Below are 14,450 nucleotides of genomic sequence, written 5' to 3'. Positions count from 1 at the left end.
CCGGACCGCTAAACCGCCATCCAACAAGGGGCAGGGAGGTCCACACATGACGCCACGCATGGTCTTTGACGGGATCTACACCCCCCGTTGTGACCCCGTTCAACGCTGACTATTCGCCCGAGTTCGGTGCCTTGCGCGACGGTCTAGAGCGGCTGATCACCGCTGGAGTGCACGGAGTAATCTCAGGCGGCTCCACGGGTGAAAACTACGCCATGACGGTCGAAGAACGACTTGCCGCGGCCCGCGAAACGATCAGGGTGGTGGACGGCCGCGTGCCCGTCATTATGGGCACCGGCGCGATGCTGCCCGCAGACAGCATGGCCCTGGCCATGGGCGGCAAGTCCATGGGCGCAGACGCGCTGTAGGTTGCCACGCCTCCCTATGCGATGCCGACGGATCGGGAGAATGCGCTGGCGGCGCTCGTCATCGACAAGGCCGCAGACCTGCCCATCATGCTTTACAATTATCCGGGCCGTATGGGCGTAAACATGAGTAAAGAGTTTCTCGACCACGTGGGGCGCAGCCGCAACGGCTGAGCCTTGCTGACGGGCCAATAATGTCAAGCCTTCGCAGCCAACCCGAGCCCGGCTAAAAGCGCCTTCATCGATGCTGGATTTCGACCACCTGCATCTGCCAAAGCCTTCCACTGCGTAAACCCTGCGACCAGCGCAGTGTTCGCGTAAGTGGCAGCCTGCGGTGCGGAGGACTTAGATTGGCCGTCTCCAACGCTCACGCGGCCAATGACGATGAGCGTTGGTCGCGGATGCAACTATCTGGCCGCACGGACGTCTTGATCTGGATGTGCAAGCTGATGACCCGTGACGCTTGTGAGTAAACGGTGTTGGAGAGCGCAGACAGCGTCAAGACGGTCCGTGACTGCGAGGCGGTCGATATGCTCAAGGCGATCCATCGCATTAATTTATAATTAGAAGTCATTGATAAAAAATATATTTATTTCGATCCGCCTCTTACAGCCATATCGCACTAGTCGTCTGTGAACCGGTAGGAGCCGTGGGTTTGGTCTTGCCTAGGAACTTCCCGCTGTTGATGATGGCCAAGAAGATCGGACTGGCGCTTGCCTCTGGTCGTTCAGCGGTTCTGAAACCGGCGGAGGAGACCTCATTGACGGCCCTGCATATGGCTGAACCGGCGATGGAGGCAGAAGTGCCTCGGGCTCTTTTCGACGTGGTTCCGGGGCACAGGGCGGATGTCCGCGGTGACCTGACGTCGCGCATCAAAGCGCACATGCGTCATACGCCTGTGGGCAATCCACTCAATCCAGAACCGCTGCAGGACGCCTTAGTCAGTGACGTGCATTTTGATATGGTATGCGGGCATGTGGACAAGGCCGGGGAAATCCTTGTGGGTGAATCTGTGGAGAAACCGTTGGCAACGCCCACAGTGGTGGCAATGTCGCCCGACAATGGTCTGGCAAGGAACGATTTTTTCGGCCCGGTCTTGTCAGTGAATTCTGTTCGATCCTTTGAAGGGGTGATTTCGGTGGCCAGCGGCACCCCTTATGGTCCGTACGCGGCTTTGTTCACCGCAAATGCCAAACGTCCCATACGAGGGGTGCGAAAGTCGCGGCCCGGCACGGTGATGGTCAATTCCAATGGTGAAGGCGACACCGCAAATCCATTTGGGGGCATGACGATGGCCAGTTCCGGCGGTCGCGACAACGGCCTGCATGCCCATGAGCAATACACCCGACTCAAGACAATTTGGCCGGACCTGCCCGACGACACGGAAGAGGTGATGGAGTGACCTACTTCGCCCGCCGCTTGCCACGCCATCGCGGACCGGCGGCTTGGTCAGAGATTTTGGGCAAAAGCAATGGCTTCCCGAGGTTGGAAACCCACGTGACCGCGGACGTCGTTGTCGTTGGCGCGGGATATGCCGGATTGTCTGCCGCGCGACGGGTGTTGCAGTTGGATCCGCAATGTCGGGTTGTCGTGCTGGATGCGGGTCGCGTGGCCGAAGGGGCGGCCGGGCGTAATTCGGGGTTCATGATCGACTTGCCCCATGATCTGGCCTCCAATGACTTTGCCGGACCGGGCGATGATCTGGCTCTGACCAGACTGAACCGGCAAGCCATTGATTTCGGACAGTCCGCTGTGGACGAGTACGGCATTCCGCCCGCTTTTTTCGATCCCGCAGGTAAAGTGAACGGCGCGGCGAGTGCGGCGGGAGATGGGCACAATCGCAACTATTCCAAGCACTTGGACGGATTGGGTGAGCAATGGGAGTGGCTTGACGCGCAGGACATGCGGGATCTGACGGGATCCAAACACTACCGTTCAGGGCTTTATACCCCCGGCACCGTGATGTTGCAGCCTGCCGGTTACGCGCTTGGCTTGGCTGCGGGCCTGAGCCGCGCCGCAGAGGTGTTTGAGCATTCGCCGGCGCTGACCATCAGACGCGAGGGTGTGTCCTGGACCGTCCAGACGCCCAAAGGATCTGTCGCGGCATCACATGTCATTCTGTGCGTAAATGGCCATTTGGAAAGTTTCGGAGTGGCGCAGGGGCGGTTGATGCAGCTGTTTCTGTTTGCCTCCATGTCAGAGGAGTTGAGCACCGATGCGCAAGCGGCCTTGGGCGGTGCACCGCGATGGGGCGTGACCCCTTCGGATCCGATGGGCACGACCATGCGGCGCATTGATACCGGGCAGGGCGGGCACCGGATCGTGACCCGGACGGCTGCAGTCGTTCGGCCGGGGATGCAACCGAAAGGGCGCGACCTGCGAAGGGCGGCGCGGTTGCACCGAGACAAATTTGCGCAGCGTTTTCCGCAGTTAAGCGACGTGCGACAAGCCTATGCCTGGGGTGGACATTTGTGCCTGTCGCTCAATGGCGTGGCCCATGCGCGCGAGATTGAGCGCGGTTTGTTCAGCGCATGTGTGCAGAATGGTTTGGGCACCGCGCGCGGCACACTCACCGGGATCGCCGCTGCCGAACGGGCGCTGGGGCATGTATCTGACATCACACGGTATTTCGACGCAGAGGCAGAACCAAGAAAGCTACCGTCGCAGCCATTGGCGACGTGGGGTGCGAACGCGTATCTGCGGTTGAAGGAATGGCGGGCAGGGACTGAATAGCCATCTTGCTTCGACTTTTGTGCACAGCAGGTCCGTTCACTCTTGTCCATATCGCACATTCGTTGGATCAACCCACATTCCTCCACCAAGGCGTCAATAAACCTGATTGAGTGGGTCAGCCGCAGGGATCTTGCGCTCCCGGCGGGAGATGTAGTCTAGCAATGCTTCGTTCAAGGCCTCATCAAACTTGGGCTCTTCATATATCAACTGCAGGGCTTCGGCGCGGTTGAGCGCGCGTTCCGTGATTTCGACCCCGCCTTCGGCCTGCCAGTGCTCGATCGAGTTATTGTCGAACAACTCCGGCATGAAGAAGGCCGTCTGGAAATTATCCTGTGTGTGCGGGTGCCCTAGATAATGCCCGCCGGGGCCCACGTCCGGCACAGCGGCAAGGGCGGCGTCGAAGTCATCCCAGTTTACCCCTTATGCCATGCGGTAGGCCATGGTGCATTGCCCTACGTCCACGATGAACTTGGCGACCGAACAGTGCATCCCCGCCTCGTTCCTGCCCGCAGAATGCCAGATGTAGTTGGCCCCCGCTTGCATGACGGAGGACAGCGTCGTCGCACTTTCATAACCTGCATGCGCATCAAAGGTCTTGGCCCCGCCCAAAGTATTTGAGGTGCACTACGGCACGCCGTAGCGCCGCGCCATCTGACCGATCATGAAGTTCATCATCGAAATCTCGGGCGTGCCCGCCATGGGCGCGCGGGATTTCATCGACACGGTGGACAGGAAGTGCCCGTATATCGCGGGACATCCGCGCCGGATGACTTGTGCGTAGGCCAGCGCGCTCAACGCCTCTGCATTCAACTGCGCGACGGAGGCTGGCACCGACGCGGGCGTGTTGGCCCCACCCAGCACGAAAGGCGAGCACAGAACCGGCTGGTTGCGGCGGCAAAAGGCGCGCATCGCACCCAGCATCGTTTCGTCCCCCACCAGCGGTGAATTTCCGTTGCAGTTGCCGGTTGTGACGGGGTGATCTTCCATGAACGCCGCGCCGAACAGGATGGCGCACATGTCCAACACATCCTCGGCGTTCTTGGGGCTGGTGGTCATGCCCATGAACGTCTTGTCCGAGTATTTCATGGACGAATAGGTGATCGCCAGATGTCGGTGGCTGATCGGGTGATCATAGGGTTCGACGATGTGGTGGGCGGACGAGTGCAGGGCGGGCATCATGTGGCTGAGCTTGTGGAATATCGCCAGATCGTCGAGCGTGGGGTTGCGGCGCACGTCGTCGAGGTCGCGCAGATAAGGCGCGCCGGTCATTGGCACGAATATACAGTGGCGCCCACCCAGACGGACGTTCTTGCGCGGATTGCGGGCGTGGTAAGTGAAACGGACGGGATGGTGGCGATTAACGCGCGCACAAGGCCCCGGTCGAGGTAGACGGTTTCGCCATCGACCTTCGCCCCCGCAGATTTCCAGTCGGCCAACGCGATATCGTCGCGAAAGACGACGCCCACGTTTTCGAGGATATCCATTGAGGCCGTGTCGATCCGTTCGACCTGGCTTTCGTCCATGATCTCGCACCAGGGCAAGGTGTTTTTGAGGCCTGGCAGCATGGCGACGTTGGGGGCTGCGCGCTGGGCGCGGCGGCTGGCGCGACCGCCGGAGCGGGTGCGGAGTGCGGGCATCTGGACCTCCCTTGAAACCTGCTTCGAGTGAACGAGACGAGGTCGGTAAAGGTGGGTCAAAAGGCGAAGGGATTGGCCTGCGAGCGATTTTTTGGGCTGTCCCCGCGGAGACAGGTGGGTTTGTCCCCGCGGGGACAGCCTGTTCGGGGCGTTGACGCAATTTTTAGCGGTCTGCAAAACGGGTGCGGGATCAATGGCTTTGCCAGCGACCGCTGCGTTTCGGGAATTTTAACCCAACAAAACGCACACTGCGTGCCGACGCCCCTTGGCGCGTCGTCAGGCGGGTGTCAGACCCAGCCCGGACAGGGCGCGGATATGGCCAATAATGTCGTCTACGCCCGTGCCGTGGCGCAGCGCGGCAAAGACAAAGGGCCGATCACCGCGCATCCGTTTTGCATCCCGCTCCATCACCTCCAGCGACGCGCCCACATGGGGGGCGAGGTCGGTCTTGTTGATGATCAAGAGGTCGGATTTGGTGATGGCCGGGCCGCCCTTGCGCGGGATTTCCTCGCCCGCTGCGGTGTCGATAACGTAGAGCGTGATGTCGGCCAGTTCCGGGGAGAAGGTGGCGGAAAGGTTGTCGCCGCCGCTCTCGATCAGGATGGCTTCGACCTCGGGGTGGCGCTGCCGCATCTCGGCCACAGCGGCCAGGTTGATCGACGCATCCTCTCGGATCGCGGTGTGCGGGCAACCGCCGGTTTCGACGCCAATGATCCGGTCTTGCGGCAGGATCTGGCGGCGCATCAGTTCTTCGGCATCTTCCTGCGTGTAGATGTCGTTGGTGATCACGCCGATGGAGTGCTGGTCTTTCAAAGCGGCGGCGAGGGCGGCGGTGAGCGTCGTCTTGCCCGCGCCCACGGGGCCGCCGATGCCGATGCGAAGGGGGCCGTTGAGCTGTGTCATGTGCGAAATATCCTTGGCTGGAGGGTTTCGTGGCGCATGGCCGCGATGTCGGCGGCAAAGCTGGTGGAGGTGAGCGCGTCGAGCGGGGTGGTTTCCGCCTTGGCTGCGGTATCTGCGATGGTTGGGGCGAGGGCGGCGAGGACCGTTTGGCCGTCGGTCTGGCCCAGCGGCATTGCGCGTTGGGCGACTGACACGAGGTTGGATACAAAGGCGTGCAGGTAGAGCGGGAGCGTGTCGCTGAGGGGGATGGCCATGGCGCGGGCGGCTGTGCCGACGGCGACGGGGTAGGTCAGGCCGCTGATATTAAGGCCCCAGACAGCGCGGGCCGTGTCGCAAAAAGCCGCCCCCTGAAGGTCGGTTTCTTTGAGCCGCTCAGCTGAGGCGGCGAAGGCGCGGGCCGTGGCATCGACATGGGACACATCGTCGGTCGTGTGGGCCGCGGCCAGCAGGATCGCATCAGCGCGGCCTGAGCCGTGGGTGAGCAGGGTTTGCAGATAGTCCTGCAAGCTGGCTGCGTCGGCAATCGTGCCATCCGCGATGACTTGTTCCAGCCCATGCGAATAGGCAAACGCCCCCACCGGGAAGGCGGGCGAGAGCCATTGCATGAGGGTGAGTGCTGCGCTCATGTATGGCTGTGCGAATGGTCGTGGCCGTGCGTGCGCCCGTGGCCATAGGCACCGCCTTCGGGCGTGAAGGGTTCGACCACCTCGCGCGTTTGCGCCCCGATCTTGGATAGCATATCGGCCATCACGTGATCGCGTTGGATCAGCAGGCGGGTGTCCTCGATTTGGCAGGGGGTGTGGCGGTTGCCGATGTGCCAAGCGATGCGGTGCAGGCTGTCGCCGGTCACTTCCAGCAGTGGTTCTGGGGCGGCCTCGATCCGGATTTCGGTCTTGTCCGTGGTGATCAGCGCGCCGCCGTGGTCCAGCGATGTGGTTTGCGGCAGATCGACCAGCACCTGCGCGCCTGAGGCAAGCGTAAGCACCTTGCGGCGCAGAAACCGGTCTTCGTAGGTGAGCGAGACATGGTCCGCCGCGTGCCCGTGCGTGTGATCGTGATAGTGTTGGGCGGTCAGCATGAGGTGTGCCCTATGCTTACGACCAGTCCCCGTTGATCATGATCTGCCTTGCCGCTTCGCGATGTTTCAGGCCGCGCGCCTTCAGTTCGGCGTCGGTCAGCGCATAGATGGCTTGGGTCTGCACCAGCGCGCCATGCGGCAAGCTGATCGAGGTGAAGAACGCGGCAAGCCGCTGTAAGAGCGTCATGGGGCACCTGTTTTGTTTCTCCTTTGACGACGTAGGATTGCGGGGTGCGGTTGGTTAGGGGGCTGCGCGCATAGCGGCGTATCGCCTGACGCATAGTGCTGGGGGGGCTGCATCTTTGTGCACTCAATTCGCGACCGCTTCGATCCGGGTGTAGGCATAGGTCAGCTTGTCTGCGCCCGCGCCGGATTCCACCACGTAGGAAATTCCGAGATCGGGCAGGTAGTGGTACTTTTCCTGGTTGTCGGGTTGGGGGCCGAACCGGCCACTGGCCGGGATCATGGCGTATTGGCAATTGCCAAGCCTGATCGTGGTCTGGGCCCCGAAGGCGTAGCTGTGGCTTTCCCGTCGTCCCCTGTTGTTCTCGACATGGGTGACGGTGCTGGACCAGTTGGAATTGGCGGTTGGGACGGGCAGGGGCACATCCGCTGACGCATAGACATACTGGATCAGCGTATCGTGGTCGGGCCGTCCGTTTCGGATGTCGTAGTTGGTGACAAGAAAGAAGCCGTTGACCATGACGGTTTCGTTGTCGGGGTAACCGGGTTCGCGGAAGCGGGAGGCGGTGTTGCCGTCGGCAAGGCGCGTGAAGGTTTCGCTTTCGCCCGCCGCATTGGACACGCGCACACCGGTGGTGAGGTCGCTGGTGGTCGGGCAGGCGAGGGCTGCGCCGGTCATGGCGCAGAATGCGGCGAGGTGCAGGGCGATACGGCGCATTAGAACAGGAAGTAGCGCTGGGCCATCGGCAGCACCTCGGCGGGTTGGCAGGTCAGCAACTCGCCATCTGCCCGCACTTCGTAGGTTTCGGGGTGCACTTCGACATGCGGGGTGGCGTCGTTCAGCTTGAGGTCTTTCTTGCCGATGTTGCGGGTGTTTTCGACCGCGACGGTGTCTTTGTGTAGGCCCAGCGATGACCCGATGCCTTCGGCCTGTGCAGCCGCCGACACGAAGGTGACGGCGGAGCGTTCGACACTGCGCCCGTAGGCCCCGAACATGGGACGGGTGTAGACGGGTTGTGGTGTCGGGATGGAGGCGTTGGGGTCGCCCATTTGGGCGCATGCGATGGTGCCGCCCAGCAGGACCATCTCTGGCTTTACGCCGAAGAACGCGGTGTTCCAGAGGCACAGGTCGGCGCGTTTGCCCACCTCGATGCTGCCGATCTCGTGGCTGATGCCGTGGGCGATGGCGGGGTTGATGGTGTATTTCGCGATATAGCGGCGCACGCGGGCGTTGTCGTTGTCGCCGGTTTCTTCCGATAGCGATCCGCGCTGTTTCTTCATCTTGTCCGCGGTTTGCCAGGTGCGGATGATCACCTCGCCCACGCGGCCCATGGCCTGGCTGTCGGACGCGATGATACTGAACGCCCCCATGTCGTGCAGGATATCTTCGGCTGCAATGGTCTCGCGCCGGATGCGGCTTTCGGCGAATGCCACGTCTTCGGGGATCGATTTGTCGAGGTGGTGGCAGACCATGAGCATGTCGAGGTGTTCTTCGAGCGTGTTCACGGTGAAGGGGCGTGTGGGGTTGGTGGAGGAGGGGAGCACATGCTCCTCCCCGCAAATCTTGATGATATCCGGGGCATGCCCGCCGCCTGCGCCCTCGGTGTGGAAGGCGTGGATGGTCCGGCCTTTCATGGCGGCGACGGTGTTTTCGACAAAGCCGGATTCGTTCAGCGTATCGGTGTGGATCATCACCTGCACGTCCATGTCGTCGGCCACTGATAGGCAGCAGTCAATGGCGCCGGGGGTGGTGCCCCAATCCTCGTGCAGCTTCATGGCGCAGGCACCGGCCTTGACCTGTTCTTCGAGGGCGGCAGGCAGCGAGGCATTGCCCTTGCCCGCAAAGGCGAGGTTCATCGCGAAGGCATCGGCGGACTGCAGCATCCGACCCAAGTGCCAGGGGCCGGGGGTCACGGTGGTCGCGAGCGTTCCGTGCGCGGGGCCGGTGCCGCCGCCCAGCATAGTGGTTAGGCCGGAGTGCAGCGCGTCATCGATTTGTTGGGGGCAGATGAAATGGATATGACTGTCGAAACCTCCGGCGGTCAGGATCTTGCCCTCGCCCGCGATGGCCTCCGTCCCCGGTCCGATGATGATGTTGACGCCCGGCTGCGTGTCGGGGTTGCCTGCCTTGCCGATGGCCGCGATGCGCCCGTCCTTGAGGCCCACGTCCGCCTTGTAAATCCCCGTCCAGTCCACGATCAGGGCGTTGGTGATGACGGTGTCCACCGCCCCATCGGCCCGCGTGACCTGAGACTGGCCCATCCCGTCCCGGATGACCTTGCCACCGCCGAACTTGACCTCTTCGCCGTAGAGCATGGCGTTGTCGCCGCTGCCGCCGGTCGCGGCTTGGCCTGCGGCCTCGGCGGTCAGGTCGCGCTCAACCTCAATGAACAACTCGGTGTCGGCCAAGCGCACCTTGTCGCCCACGGTGGGGCCAAACATGGCAGCGTAGTCGCGGCGGGAGATGGATGTGGGCATGTTAAATCCTTAGTTTTATTTAACAAAGTGGCGCGATCTGTTGAGGTTTTTCAGGCTCAAATGCTGCGTGCATTGCCAGAATTTCGAACTTGCTATGAATGGGATGTCGAGACTGATCAAAAAAGGAGTTCTCGACATGAAGACAGCGCCTCAATGGATTGCAGCAATGGCAACAGCCGTAATCGCTGGATTGGCGGCTGGTCAGGCACTTGGCTGGTGGTGAATTGTTTTCCCCCGGATCGCGCAGCGAGCCGGATCGCCCCCGACCCGCCCCCCAGGGCGGGGGCGATACCGCCCCCACCCTCGGGCCGGGGGCGATCCTTGGTTCAAGGCACATCGAACGCTGTTTATTGAGCTGACAAAGGGTCAAACCTCAAACACCTCATCCACCGGCACCTGCATCGCCGTCACCAAGCCATTGGTCTGCATCGCCATGCCGATGACACTCAACACCTCGCCATATTGCGCCTCGGACATCCCCTTGGCCCGCGCAGCCGCCGTGTGGGAATGAATGTAGTACTCACATCCGTTTGCCACGGACACGGCGATATAGAGCATCTCCTTGACCAGCGGATCGAGTTCCCCCGGCCCCATCACATCCTTCAATCGCGCCCATGTTGCCGCCAGCAAGGCCGGATCATGCGCCAAGGCCCGCCAGAAATTGTTGATGAAATCCGTCCCGCGCACGGCCCGGATATCGTCAAAGACGGCCAGCACCTCGGCGCTGGCCTCTTCATCACTTATCAACGGCAGGGTCGCCATCAGACCATCGCAAAGATGCGGGCCGGACCACCGGTGCCGCCCACATGGTTGGGCGCACCCACCACAAGCGTGGCTCCGGCGGCGGGCACCTGATCCAGACCGGCCAGGTTCTCGATCCCGTACCGACCTGTGGGCAGCCACGCATAGTGGGTCGCAAAATCAGGCGACGGCCCGTGATCCAGCGACAGCGTGTCGACCGCCATTGCGACGGCGGTGGTCTCTTCCAGCAGCATCTGCGTGGCTTCCAGATGGAACCCGGGGAAGTGCTTCACGTCGTCCGCATCATTGCCGACATAAGCGGCAGCATCGCCCGACTTGGCGGCCCAGCCGGAATGCATTGCGATGCAAGCCTTGTCGGGGATGTCGCCATTGGCCGCAATCCACGCCTTCAGGTCATCGGGGGTCACCTGGGCATCCGCGTTCTCCGCCGCCTTGGCCGCGATATCGACCACACAGAGCGGGATCACCAAATCGCTGACGGGGATTTCATCCACCGAATTGCCGTCCGCTGAAAAGTGCAGGGGCGCATCGATATGGGTGGCCGTGTGTTCGTTGACCGCCAGATTCATCAGGTTGAACCCGTGTTCGGCAAAATTGAAGGCCTGCTCCATCGAGATGCCGGGCACGCCGAAGAACGTGGGAAAGTCCGGGCTCAGCTTGTGGCTCATGTCCACCACGCCGCCGTGACCCGCAGCCATCGCGGCGGGGGCGGCTGTCATTCCGATGGTGGCCGCGGCGCCAACAGCTGCGCTCGTTTTGAAAAAGTCACGGCGCGACAGCATCCGCTCTTTCACCGAATTCATCACACATACATCACACATGGTCTGTTCCTCCCTTGGGGTTTGCCCTGCTCAAAGGTCGCCCATCACCTGTTGATTGAATCCGTACACTTTGCGCGCGCCGCCGATGGGGATCAACTGAACATCTCGTGCTTGCCCCGGTTCAAATCGCACAGCGGTGCCTGCGGCAATGTCCAGCCGCATGCCGCGTGCAGCGTCCCGGTCGAAGTCAAGCGCGGCGTTGGCCTCGCCGAAATGGTAGTGGCTGCCCACCTGAACGGGCCTGTCGCCTGTATTGGCGACATGCAGCGTGATCGCCTCGACCCCGCCATTCAGGGGGATGTCACCGTCTGCCGTAATGATTTCGCCCGGGATCATTTGCGCCTCCATGCCACCAGTGCTGCCACGACGATCAGGGCAAGGCCCATGACGACGATCCAGGGCTCCGATCCATGCGGGTGCGCGTGGGCACCGGAGTGGGCCAGGGCCGGGGCGGCCATGAGAGGCAGGGTTGCGAGGGTGATAAGCGGTGTCTTCATCGGTCTACTTTCGGGGAGTGTCAGCGGATGGGATTATGGACAGTCACCAGCTTGGTGCCGTCGGGAAAGGTCGCTTCGACCTGCACGTCGTGGATCATCTCGGGCACGCCCTCCATGCACTGATCGCGGGTGATGACCTGCGCGCCAGCCTCCATCATGTCGGCCACGCTGCGCCCGTCGCGCGCGCCTTCGACCACCGCGTCGGTGATCAGGGCAATGGCCTCTGGGTGGTTCAGCTTGACGCCGCGCGCCAGTCGCTTGCGCGCCACTTCGGCCGCCATGGATATCAGAAGCTTGTCCTTTTCGCGGGGGGTAAGTTGCATGGGTTAAAGTCTCCAGCAGATGGGCAGGTGACCGCCTGTGAGGTGGTCAAGAATGGGCAGAAGCGTCTTGCGCAGGTGATAGCCCGACGGGGCAAGAGCGCGCAGAACGAGGGTGTCTTGGGTCAGGAGGCTCGCGCCGCCGGTGGCGGGCAACAGCGCGCGGATGGTGTCAAGCTGCGCCTCGGCATCGGGGGCGATGTAGGTCAGGCTGACCATGGCCGTGGCGGTTGCACCAATAGCAGGGCGGGCCATCTGACCGGTCATGTCGCCGCTCAGCGTCCAGGCATCCAGCACCAGAGGTACGCCGCCGCGCGTGATGCTGATCCGGTCTGAGAACTGGCCGTGCACTGTGTCCTCGCCCATGGCGATCCGGCCCAAACACATCGGCTCCACAATCAGCGCACGGGCTGACGGGGCCAGATCACAGGACAGGCGGCGCGTCATGGCGCAGCCATCAAAGATCAGCGTTTCCTGCGGCAGCCACCACAGCGTCGCGTTGTCCTCGACGCACAGGCGGGTCTCGACCCGCCCCACCTCACCCGGTTGCGCGCGGTAGGCCCGTTCGCAGGCTTGCGTCGTCAATGTCAGGTGCGTGCCCGTGCCAGCAGTGGCGGCATAGTCAAAGCGGTCGCCGCCCGTGACACCGCCAGAAGTGTTCAAGAGTACAGCAGTCATGCCCCGCGCCGCGCGGGGAAACACGGCCTTGGCCGCACCTTGCTGATAGAGCCCGTCGATGGCTGTGCGACCGCTCACGTCCTTGGTCGAAAGCCGCACAGACCCAACGGCGCGTGGTTGCGCGACAGTCGGTGTCTTCAGGGCGGTATGGACGTTCATTGAAGGCCTGAGCAGCTTGGGCTTCCCGGATAAGAGCATCTGCCCGCGCGCCGGGCCAGCCAATACGGGCTTTGCTCAAGGCATCGTCATTGCGTTGCCTATTTTTCGGGCAAACGGCGCAGCAAATAGGTGTCCATGATCCAGCCATGGGCCGCGCGCGCCTTGGCCCGTGTCTCGATGATCCGCTCTGACACGTCGCTCAGACGCCCGCAGTCCAGCACCTGTTCGGGCATGCCCAGATAGGCCCCCCACCAGATATCAAAGGCATCCCCGTCCAGCGTCTGGAAGGTGCACTCCCCGTCCAGCATCACCACCAGCGTCTCGCAACCGTCGGGCCAGCCATGATCGCGCAAGCGCCGCCCGGTGGAGATGGTAACGGGTGCATTCAGGGTATTCAGAGGGATCGCATGGGCCGCCGTCAACGCCTGCACAGACGTGATCCCGGCCACCACCTGCACGTCCGGCTGCGGGTTCAGCCGCGCCGCGATGCGCAAGGTGCTGTCGTAGAGGGACGGGTCGCCCCATACCAAAAGCGCCACCTTTTGCGCCTCCGGATGTTGCGCCATGGTCGCCATCCAGATGCGCGCAATCTCGTCATGCCACGCATCTACGCGGGCGATATAGGGCAGGCTTTCGTTCCGCACCGGCATGTCGAACAGGGCCACGGGTGCATCGCTGCGGACATCCGCGATGATCTGCGTACGTAGGTCCGCCAGATCGGACTTGCCGCTGCCCTTGTGCGGCACCAGAAACAGATCGGCCTGCGCCATCACGCGCCGCGCCTCACCCGTCAGATGCTCCGGGTTGCCGGTGCCGATACCAATAAGGAAAAGCTGGGTCATGGGAAGCAAAAAGGGCCGCGCATCGGCGGCCCTTCCAATCAGGATATCAAAGGCTTAGGCGGCGTTGTGCAGGCGATGCGTGAACACGCCTTTTTCCGTCAGACCACGCAGGCCCTTCGCGCCCGCCAACACTGCCAGATCAGCAATGGGCTCAAGCAGGATCACCAGCATATAGGCCGCACCAAAGGTCAGAACGGACTGAACGTTTTCGACGCCAAAGCCCTGACCGTAGATCGCCCAAAACGCGACCCAGGCCACCACGCCGCCCTGATAGACGGCGGACATCTTCAGCACCTGGGCATAGTCCAGATCCACATAGGCCGTCGCCTGCGGCACGATCCGCTTGGCCAGCGCGTGCACTGCGAACAGCGGGAACAGCAACGTGGTCATGTTCACAAAGAACATCGGCATATCGGAAGGGGCAAAGAACGCGCCCTGCATCAGCAGACCAAACACCAGACCCATAGCCGCGGCCGCGGGGCCAAGCAGCAGGAACAGGGTTGTGCCAAGGATGAAGTGCACTTCGGACACGCCCACGGCGAAATGCGGCAGCACCTCGAAGAAGACAAAAGTGCCAACGGTGGCCAGCACTGTGCGCACCGCCAGCGACGCCACATTGTGCGCCTTTAGATCATCTGCCGCCAGCTTCAGCGTATAGCCCGCGCCAGCCGCCGCAGTGCCATAGGCCAGTGCCATTTTTGCGCCATCCACGACGCCCGGTTCGATATGCATCTTTGTCTCTCCTCGCCACCGCCCCGGCGGCATAATGGCCGGTGCCCCGGCATGTTTCGTTTCCTGATGGCAGGTCTCCTGACTGCCGGGTCGCTGCGGGGCCGGACCTTCCCAGCGCGAATGCGCCAGTGGTTCATGCCGGGCCGCTCGCCGGTCACAGTTGCGGGGGCAGTCCGGGATTTTCACCCGGTTCCCTTTTCAGACCCCTCTCGGGGCCACCATCGTCAGGTCAGGTTTACATTGATTCCGGGGTGGAACAAGTCCG

General features: G+C 62.3%; 18 protein-coding genes, 1 pseudogene and 1 riboswitch. Of the genes and pseudogenes, 4 read left to right on the top strand and 15 right to left on the bottom strand.

Going from position 1 to position 14,450, the window contains the following annotated elements; all coding sequences use genetic code 11:
- Positions 1 to 65: 65 nt before the first annotated feature.
- The 4 genes from Q1A32_RS16225 (at position 66) to Q1A32_RS16210 (ending at position 3,095) form a co-directional block, all read left to right on the top strand.
- Positions 66 to 365 carry a dihydrodipicolinate synthase family protein gene (locus tag Q1A32_RS16225; protein ID WP_299655335.1) on the top strand — a complete coding sequence of 100 codons (300 nt, stop codon included), beginning with the start codon at positions 66 to 68 and terminating at the stop codon, positions 363 to 365.
- A 21-nt stretch (positions 366 to 386) separates the two neighbouring features.
- Positions 387 to 536 (top strand): hypothetical protein, encoded by a 150-nt coding sequence (locus tag Q1A32_RS16220; RefSeq protein ID WP_299655332.1) that lies wholly within the window; start codon positions 387 to 389, stop codon positions 534 to 536.
- 475 nt (positions 537 to 1,011) lie between these two features.
- Complete coding sequence (locus Q1A32_RS16215; RefSeq protein WP_299655330.1) at positions 1,012 to 1,764, top strand: aldehyde dehydrogenase family protein; 753 nt, start codon at positions 1,012 to 1,014, stop codon at positions 1,762 to 1,764.
- Complete coding sequence (locus Q1A32_RS16210) at positions 1,761 to 3,095, top strand: FAD-binding oxidoreductase (RefSeq protein ID WP_299655328.1); 1,335 nt, start codon at positions 1,761 to 1,763, stop codon at positions 3,093 to 3,095. Before Q1A32_RS16215 ends, Q1A32_RS16210 begins: the two co-directional genes overlap by 4 nt.
- Before the next feature lie 93 nt (positions 3,096 to 3,188).
- Here Q1A32_RS16210 and Q1A32_RS16205 read toward each other — a convergent pair.
- From Q1A32_RS16205 to Q1A32_RS16135, 15 genes and pseudogenes are all read right to left on the bottom strand, one after another.
- Positions 3,189 to 4,660: pseudogene (locus Q1A32_RS16205) on the bottom strand (trimethylamine methyltransferase family protein).
- A 348-nt stretch (positions 4,661 to 5,008) separates the two neighbouring features.
- Positions 5,009 to 5,635 carry an urease accessory protein UreG gene (gene ureG, locus Q1A32_RS16200; protein ID WP_299655326.1) on the bottom strand — a complete coding sequence of 209 codons (627 nt, stop codon included), beginning with the start codon at positions 5,633 to 5,635 and terminating at the stop codon, positions 5,009 to 5,011.
- A complete protein-coding gene (locus Q1A32_RS16195) occupies positions 5,632 to 6,261 on the bottom strand; it encodes an urease accessory protein UreF (protein ID WP_299655324.1) in 630 nt (209 codons plus the stop codon). Before Q1A32_RS16195 ends, ureG begins: the two co-directional genes overlap by 4 nt.
- Positions 6,258 to 6,713, bottom strand: coding sequence for an urease accessory protein UreE (gene ureE, locus Q1A32_RS16190; RefSeq protein WP_299655322.1), 456 nt, complete (start codon positions 6,711 to 6,713; stop codon positions 6,258 to 6,260). Before ureE ends, Q1A32_RS16195 begins: the two co-directional genes overlap by 4 nt.
- Before the next feature lie 16 nt (positions 6,714 to 6,729).
- Positions 6,730 to 6,900 (bottom strand): hypothetical protein, encoded by a 171-nt coding sequence (locus Q1A32_RS16185; RefSeq protein ID WP_299655320.1) that lies wholly within the window; start codon positions 6,898 to 6,900, stop codon positions 6,730 to 6,732.
- A gap of 123 nt (positions 6,901 to 7,023) precedes the next feature.
- Positions 7,024 to 7,614 (bottom strand): hypothetical protein, encoded by a 591-nt coding sequence (locus Q1A32_RS16180; protein WP_299655318.1) that lies wholly within the window; start codon positions 7,612 to 7,614, stop codon positions 7,024 to 7,026.
- Positions 7,614 to 9,374, bottom strand: coding sequence for an urease subunit alpha (gene ureC, locus Q1A32_RS16175; protein WP_299655316.1), 1,761 nt, complete (start codon positions 9,372 to 9,374; stop codon positions 7,614 to 7,616). Before ureC ends, Q1A32_RS16180 begins: the two co-directional genes overlap by 1 nt.
- 366 nt (positions 9,375 to 9,740) lie before the next feature.
- Complete coding sequence (locus Q1A32_RS16170) at positions 9,741 to 10,136, bottom strand: carboxymuconolactone decarboxylase family protein (RefSeq protein ID WP_299655314.1); 396 nt, start codon at positions 10,134 to 10,136, stop codon at positions 9,741 to 9,743.
- The gene (locus tag Q1A32_RS16165) at positions 10,136 to 10,957 is read right to left on the bottom strand and encodes a cyclase family protein (protein ID WP_299611224.1); all 822 of its coding nucleotides are present in this window, start codon (positions 10,955 to 10,957) and stop codon (positions 10,136 to 10,138) included. The genes Q1A32_RS16170 and Q1A32_RS16165 overlap by 1 nt, the downstream gene beginning before the upstream one ends.
- 30 nt (positions 10,958 to 10,987) lie before the next feature.
- Positions 10,988 to 11,293, bottom strand: a complete 306-nt coding sequence (locus Q1A32_RS16160; RefSeq protein ID WP_299655312.1) for an urease subunit beta — start codon at positions 11,291 to 11,293, stop codon at positions 10,988 to 10,990.
- Positions 11,290 to 11,454: an LPXTG cell wall anchor domain-containing protein gene (locus tag Q1A32_RS16155; protein ID WP_299655310.1), complete on the bottom strand. Its 165-nt coding sequence runs from the start codon at positions 11,452 to 11,454 to the stop codon at positions 11,290 to 11,292. Before Q1A32_RS16155 ends, Q1A32_RS16160 begins: the two co-directional genes overlap by 4 nt.
- Positions 11,455 to 11,474: 20 nt before the next feature.
- Positions 11,475 to 11,777 (bottom strand): urease subunit gamma, encoded by a 303-nt coding sequence (locus Q1A32_RS16150; RefSeq protein WP_011569872.1) that lies wholly within the window; start codon positions 11,775 to 11,777, stop codon positions 11,475 to 11,477.
- A 3-nt stretch (positions 11,778 to 11,780) separates the two neighbouring features.
- Positions 11,781 to 12,611 carry an urease accessory protein UreD gene (locus Q1A32_RS16145; protein WP_299655307.1) on the bottom strand — a complete coding sequence of 277 codons (831 nt, stop codon included), beginning with the start codon at positions 12,609 to 12,611 and terminating at the stop codon, positions 11,781 to 11,783.
- 98 nt (positions 12,612 to 12,709) lie between these two features.
- Positions 12,710 to 13,453: a precorrin-6A synthase (deacetylating) gene (cobF, locus tag Q1A32_RS16140; RefSeq protein ID WP_299655304.1), complete on the bottom strand. Its 744-nt coding sequence runs from the start codon at positions 13,451 to 13,453 to the stop codon at positions 12,710 to 12,712.
- Between the two features lie 54 nt (positions 13,454 to 13,507).
- Entirely contained in the window at positions 13,508 to 14,185 is a 678-nt protein-coding gene (locus Q1A32_RS16135) for an energy-coupling factor ABC transporter permease (RefSeq protein ID WP_299655302.1), read from the bottom strand.
- Positions 14,186 to 14,235: 50 nt separating this feature from the next.
- A riboswitch (cobalamin riboswitch) is annotated at positions 14,236 to 14,423 on the bottom strand.
- Between the last annotated feature and the right edge of the window lie 27 nt (positions 14,424 to 14,450).

The sequence above is a fragment of the uncultured Tateyamaria sp. genome (assembly GCF_947503415.1).
GTDB lineage: Bacteria > Pseudomonadota > Alphaproteobacteria > Rhodobacterales > Rhodobacteraceae > Tateyamaria.
This window is presented reverse-complemented; position numbering and strand designations above follow the sequence as displayed.

Excerpts from the sequence above, each read along its gene's own strand:
- Q1A32_RS16220 (WP_299655332.1), top strand. The coding sequence starts at position 387 with ATGCCGACGGATCGGGAGAATGCGCTGGCGGCGCTCGTCATCGACAAG.
- ureG (WP_299655326.1), bottom strand. The coding sequence starts at position 5,635 with ATGACACAGCTCAACGGCCCCCTTCGCATCGGCATCGGCGGCCCCGTG.
- Q1A32_RS16195 (WP_299655324.1), bottom strand. The coding sequence starts at position 6,261 with ATGAGCGCAGCACTCACCCTCATGCAATGGCTCTCGCCCGCCTTCCCG.
- ureE (WP_299655322.1), bottom strand. The coding sequence starts at position 6,713 with ATGCTGACCGCCCAACACTATCACGATCACACGCACGGGCACGCGGCG.
- Q1A32_RS16185 (WP_299655320.1), bottom strand. The coding sequence starts at position 6,900 with ATGACGCTCTTACAGCGGCTTGCCGCGTTCTTCACCTCGATCAGCTTG.
- Q1A32_RS16180 (WP_299655318.1), bottom strand. The coding sequence starts at position 7,614 with ATGCGCCGTATCGCCCTGCACCTCGCCGCATTCTGCGCCATGACCGGC.
- ureC (WP_299655316.1), bottom strand. The coding sequence starts at position 9,374 with ATGCCCACATCCATCTCCCGCCGCGACTACGCTGCCATGTTTGGCCCC.
- Q1A32_RS16170 (WP_299655314.1), bottom strand. The coding sequence starts at position 10,136 with ATGGCGACCCTGCCGTTGATAAGTGATGAAGAGGCCAGCGCCGAGGTG.
- Q1A32_RS16165 (WP_299611224.1), bottom strand. The coding sequence starts at position 10,957 with ATGTGTGATGTATGTGTGATGAATTCGGTGAAAGAGCGGATGCTGTCG.
- Q1A32_RS16160 (WP_299655312.1), bottom strand. The coding sequence starts at position 11,293 with ATGATCCCGGGCGAAATCATTACGGCAGACGGTGACATCCCCCTGAAT.
- Q1A32_RS16155 (WP_299655310.1), bottom strand. The coding sequence starts at position 11,454 with ATGAAGACACCGCTTATCACCCTCGCAACCCTGCCTCTCATGGCCGCC.
- Q1A32_RS16150 (WP_011569872.1), bottom strand. The coding sequence starts at position 11,777 with ATGCAACTTACCCCCCGCGAAAAGGACAAGCTTCTGATATCCATGGCG.
- Q1A32_RS16145 (WP_299655307.1), bottom strand. The coding sequence starts at position 12,611 with ATGAACGTCCATACCGCCCTGAAGACACCGACTGTCGCGCAACCACGC.
- cobF (WP_299655304.1), bottom strand. The coding sequence starts at position 13,453 with ATGACCCAGCTTTTCCTTATTGGTATCGGCACCGGCAACCCGGAGCAT.
- Q1A32_RS16135 (WP_299655302.1), bottom strand. The coding sequence starts at position 14,185 with ATGCATATCGAACCGGGCGTCGTGGATGGCGCAAAAATGGCACTGGCC.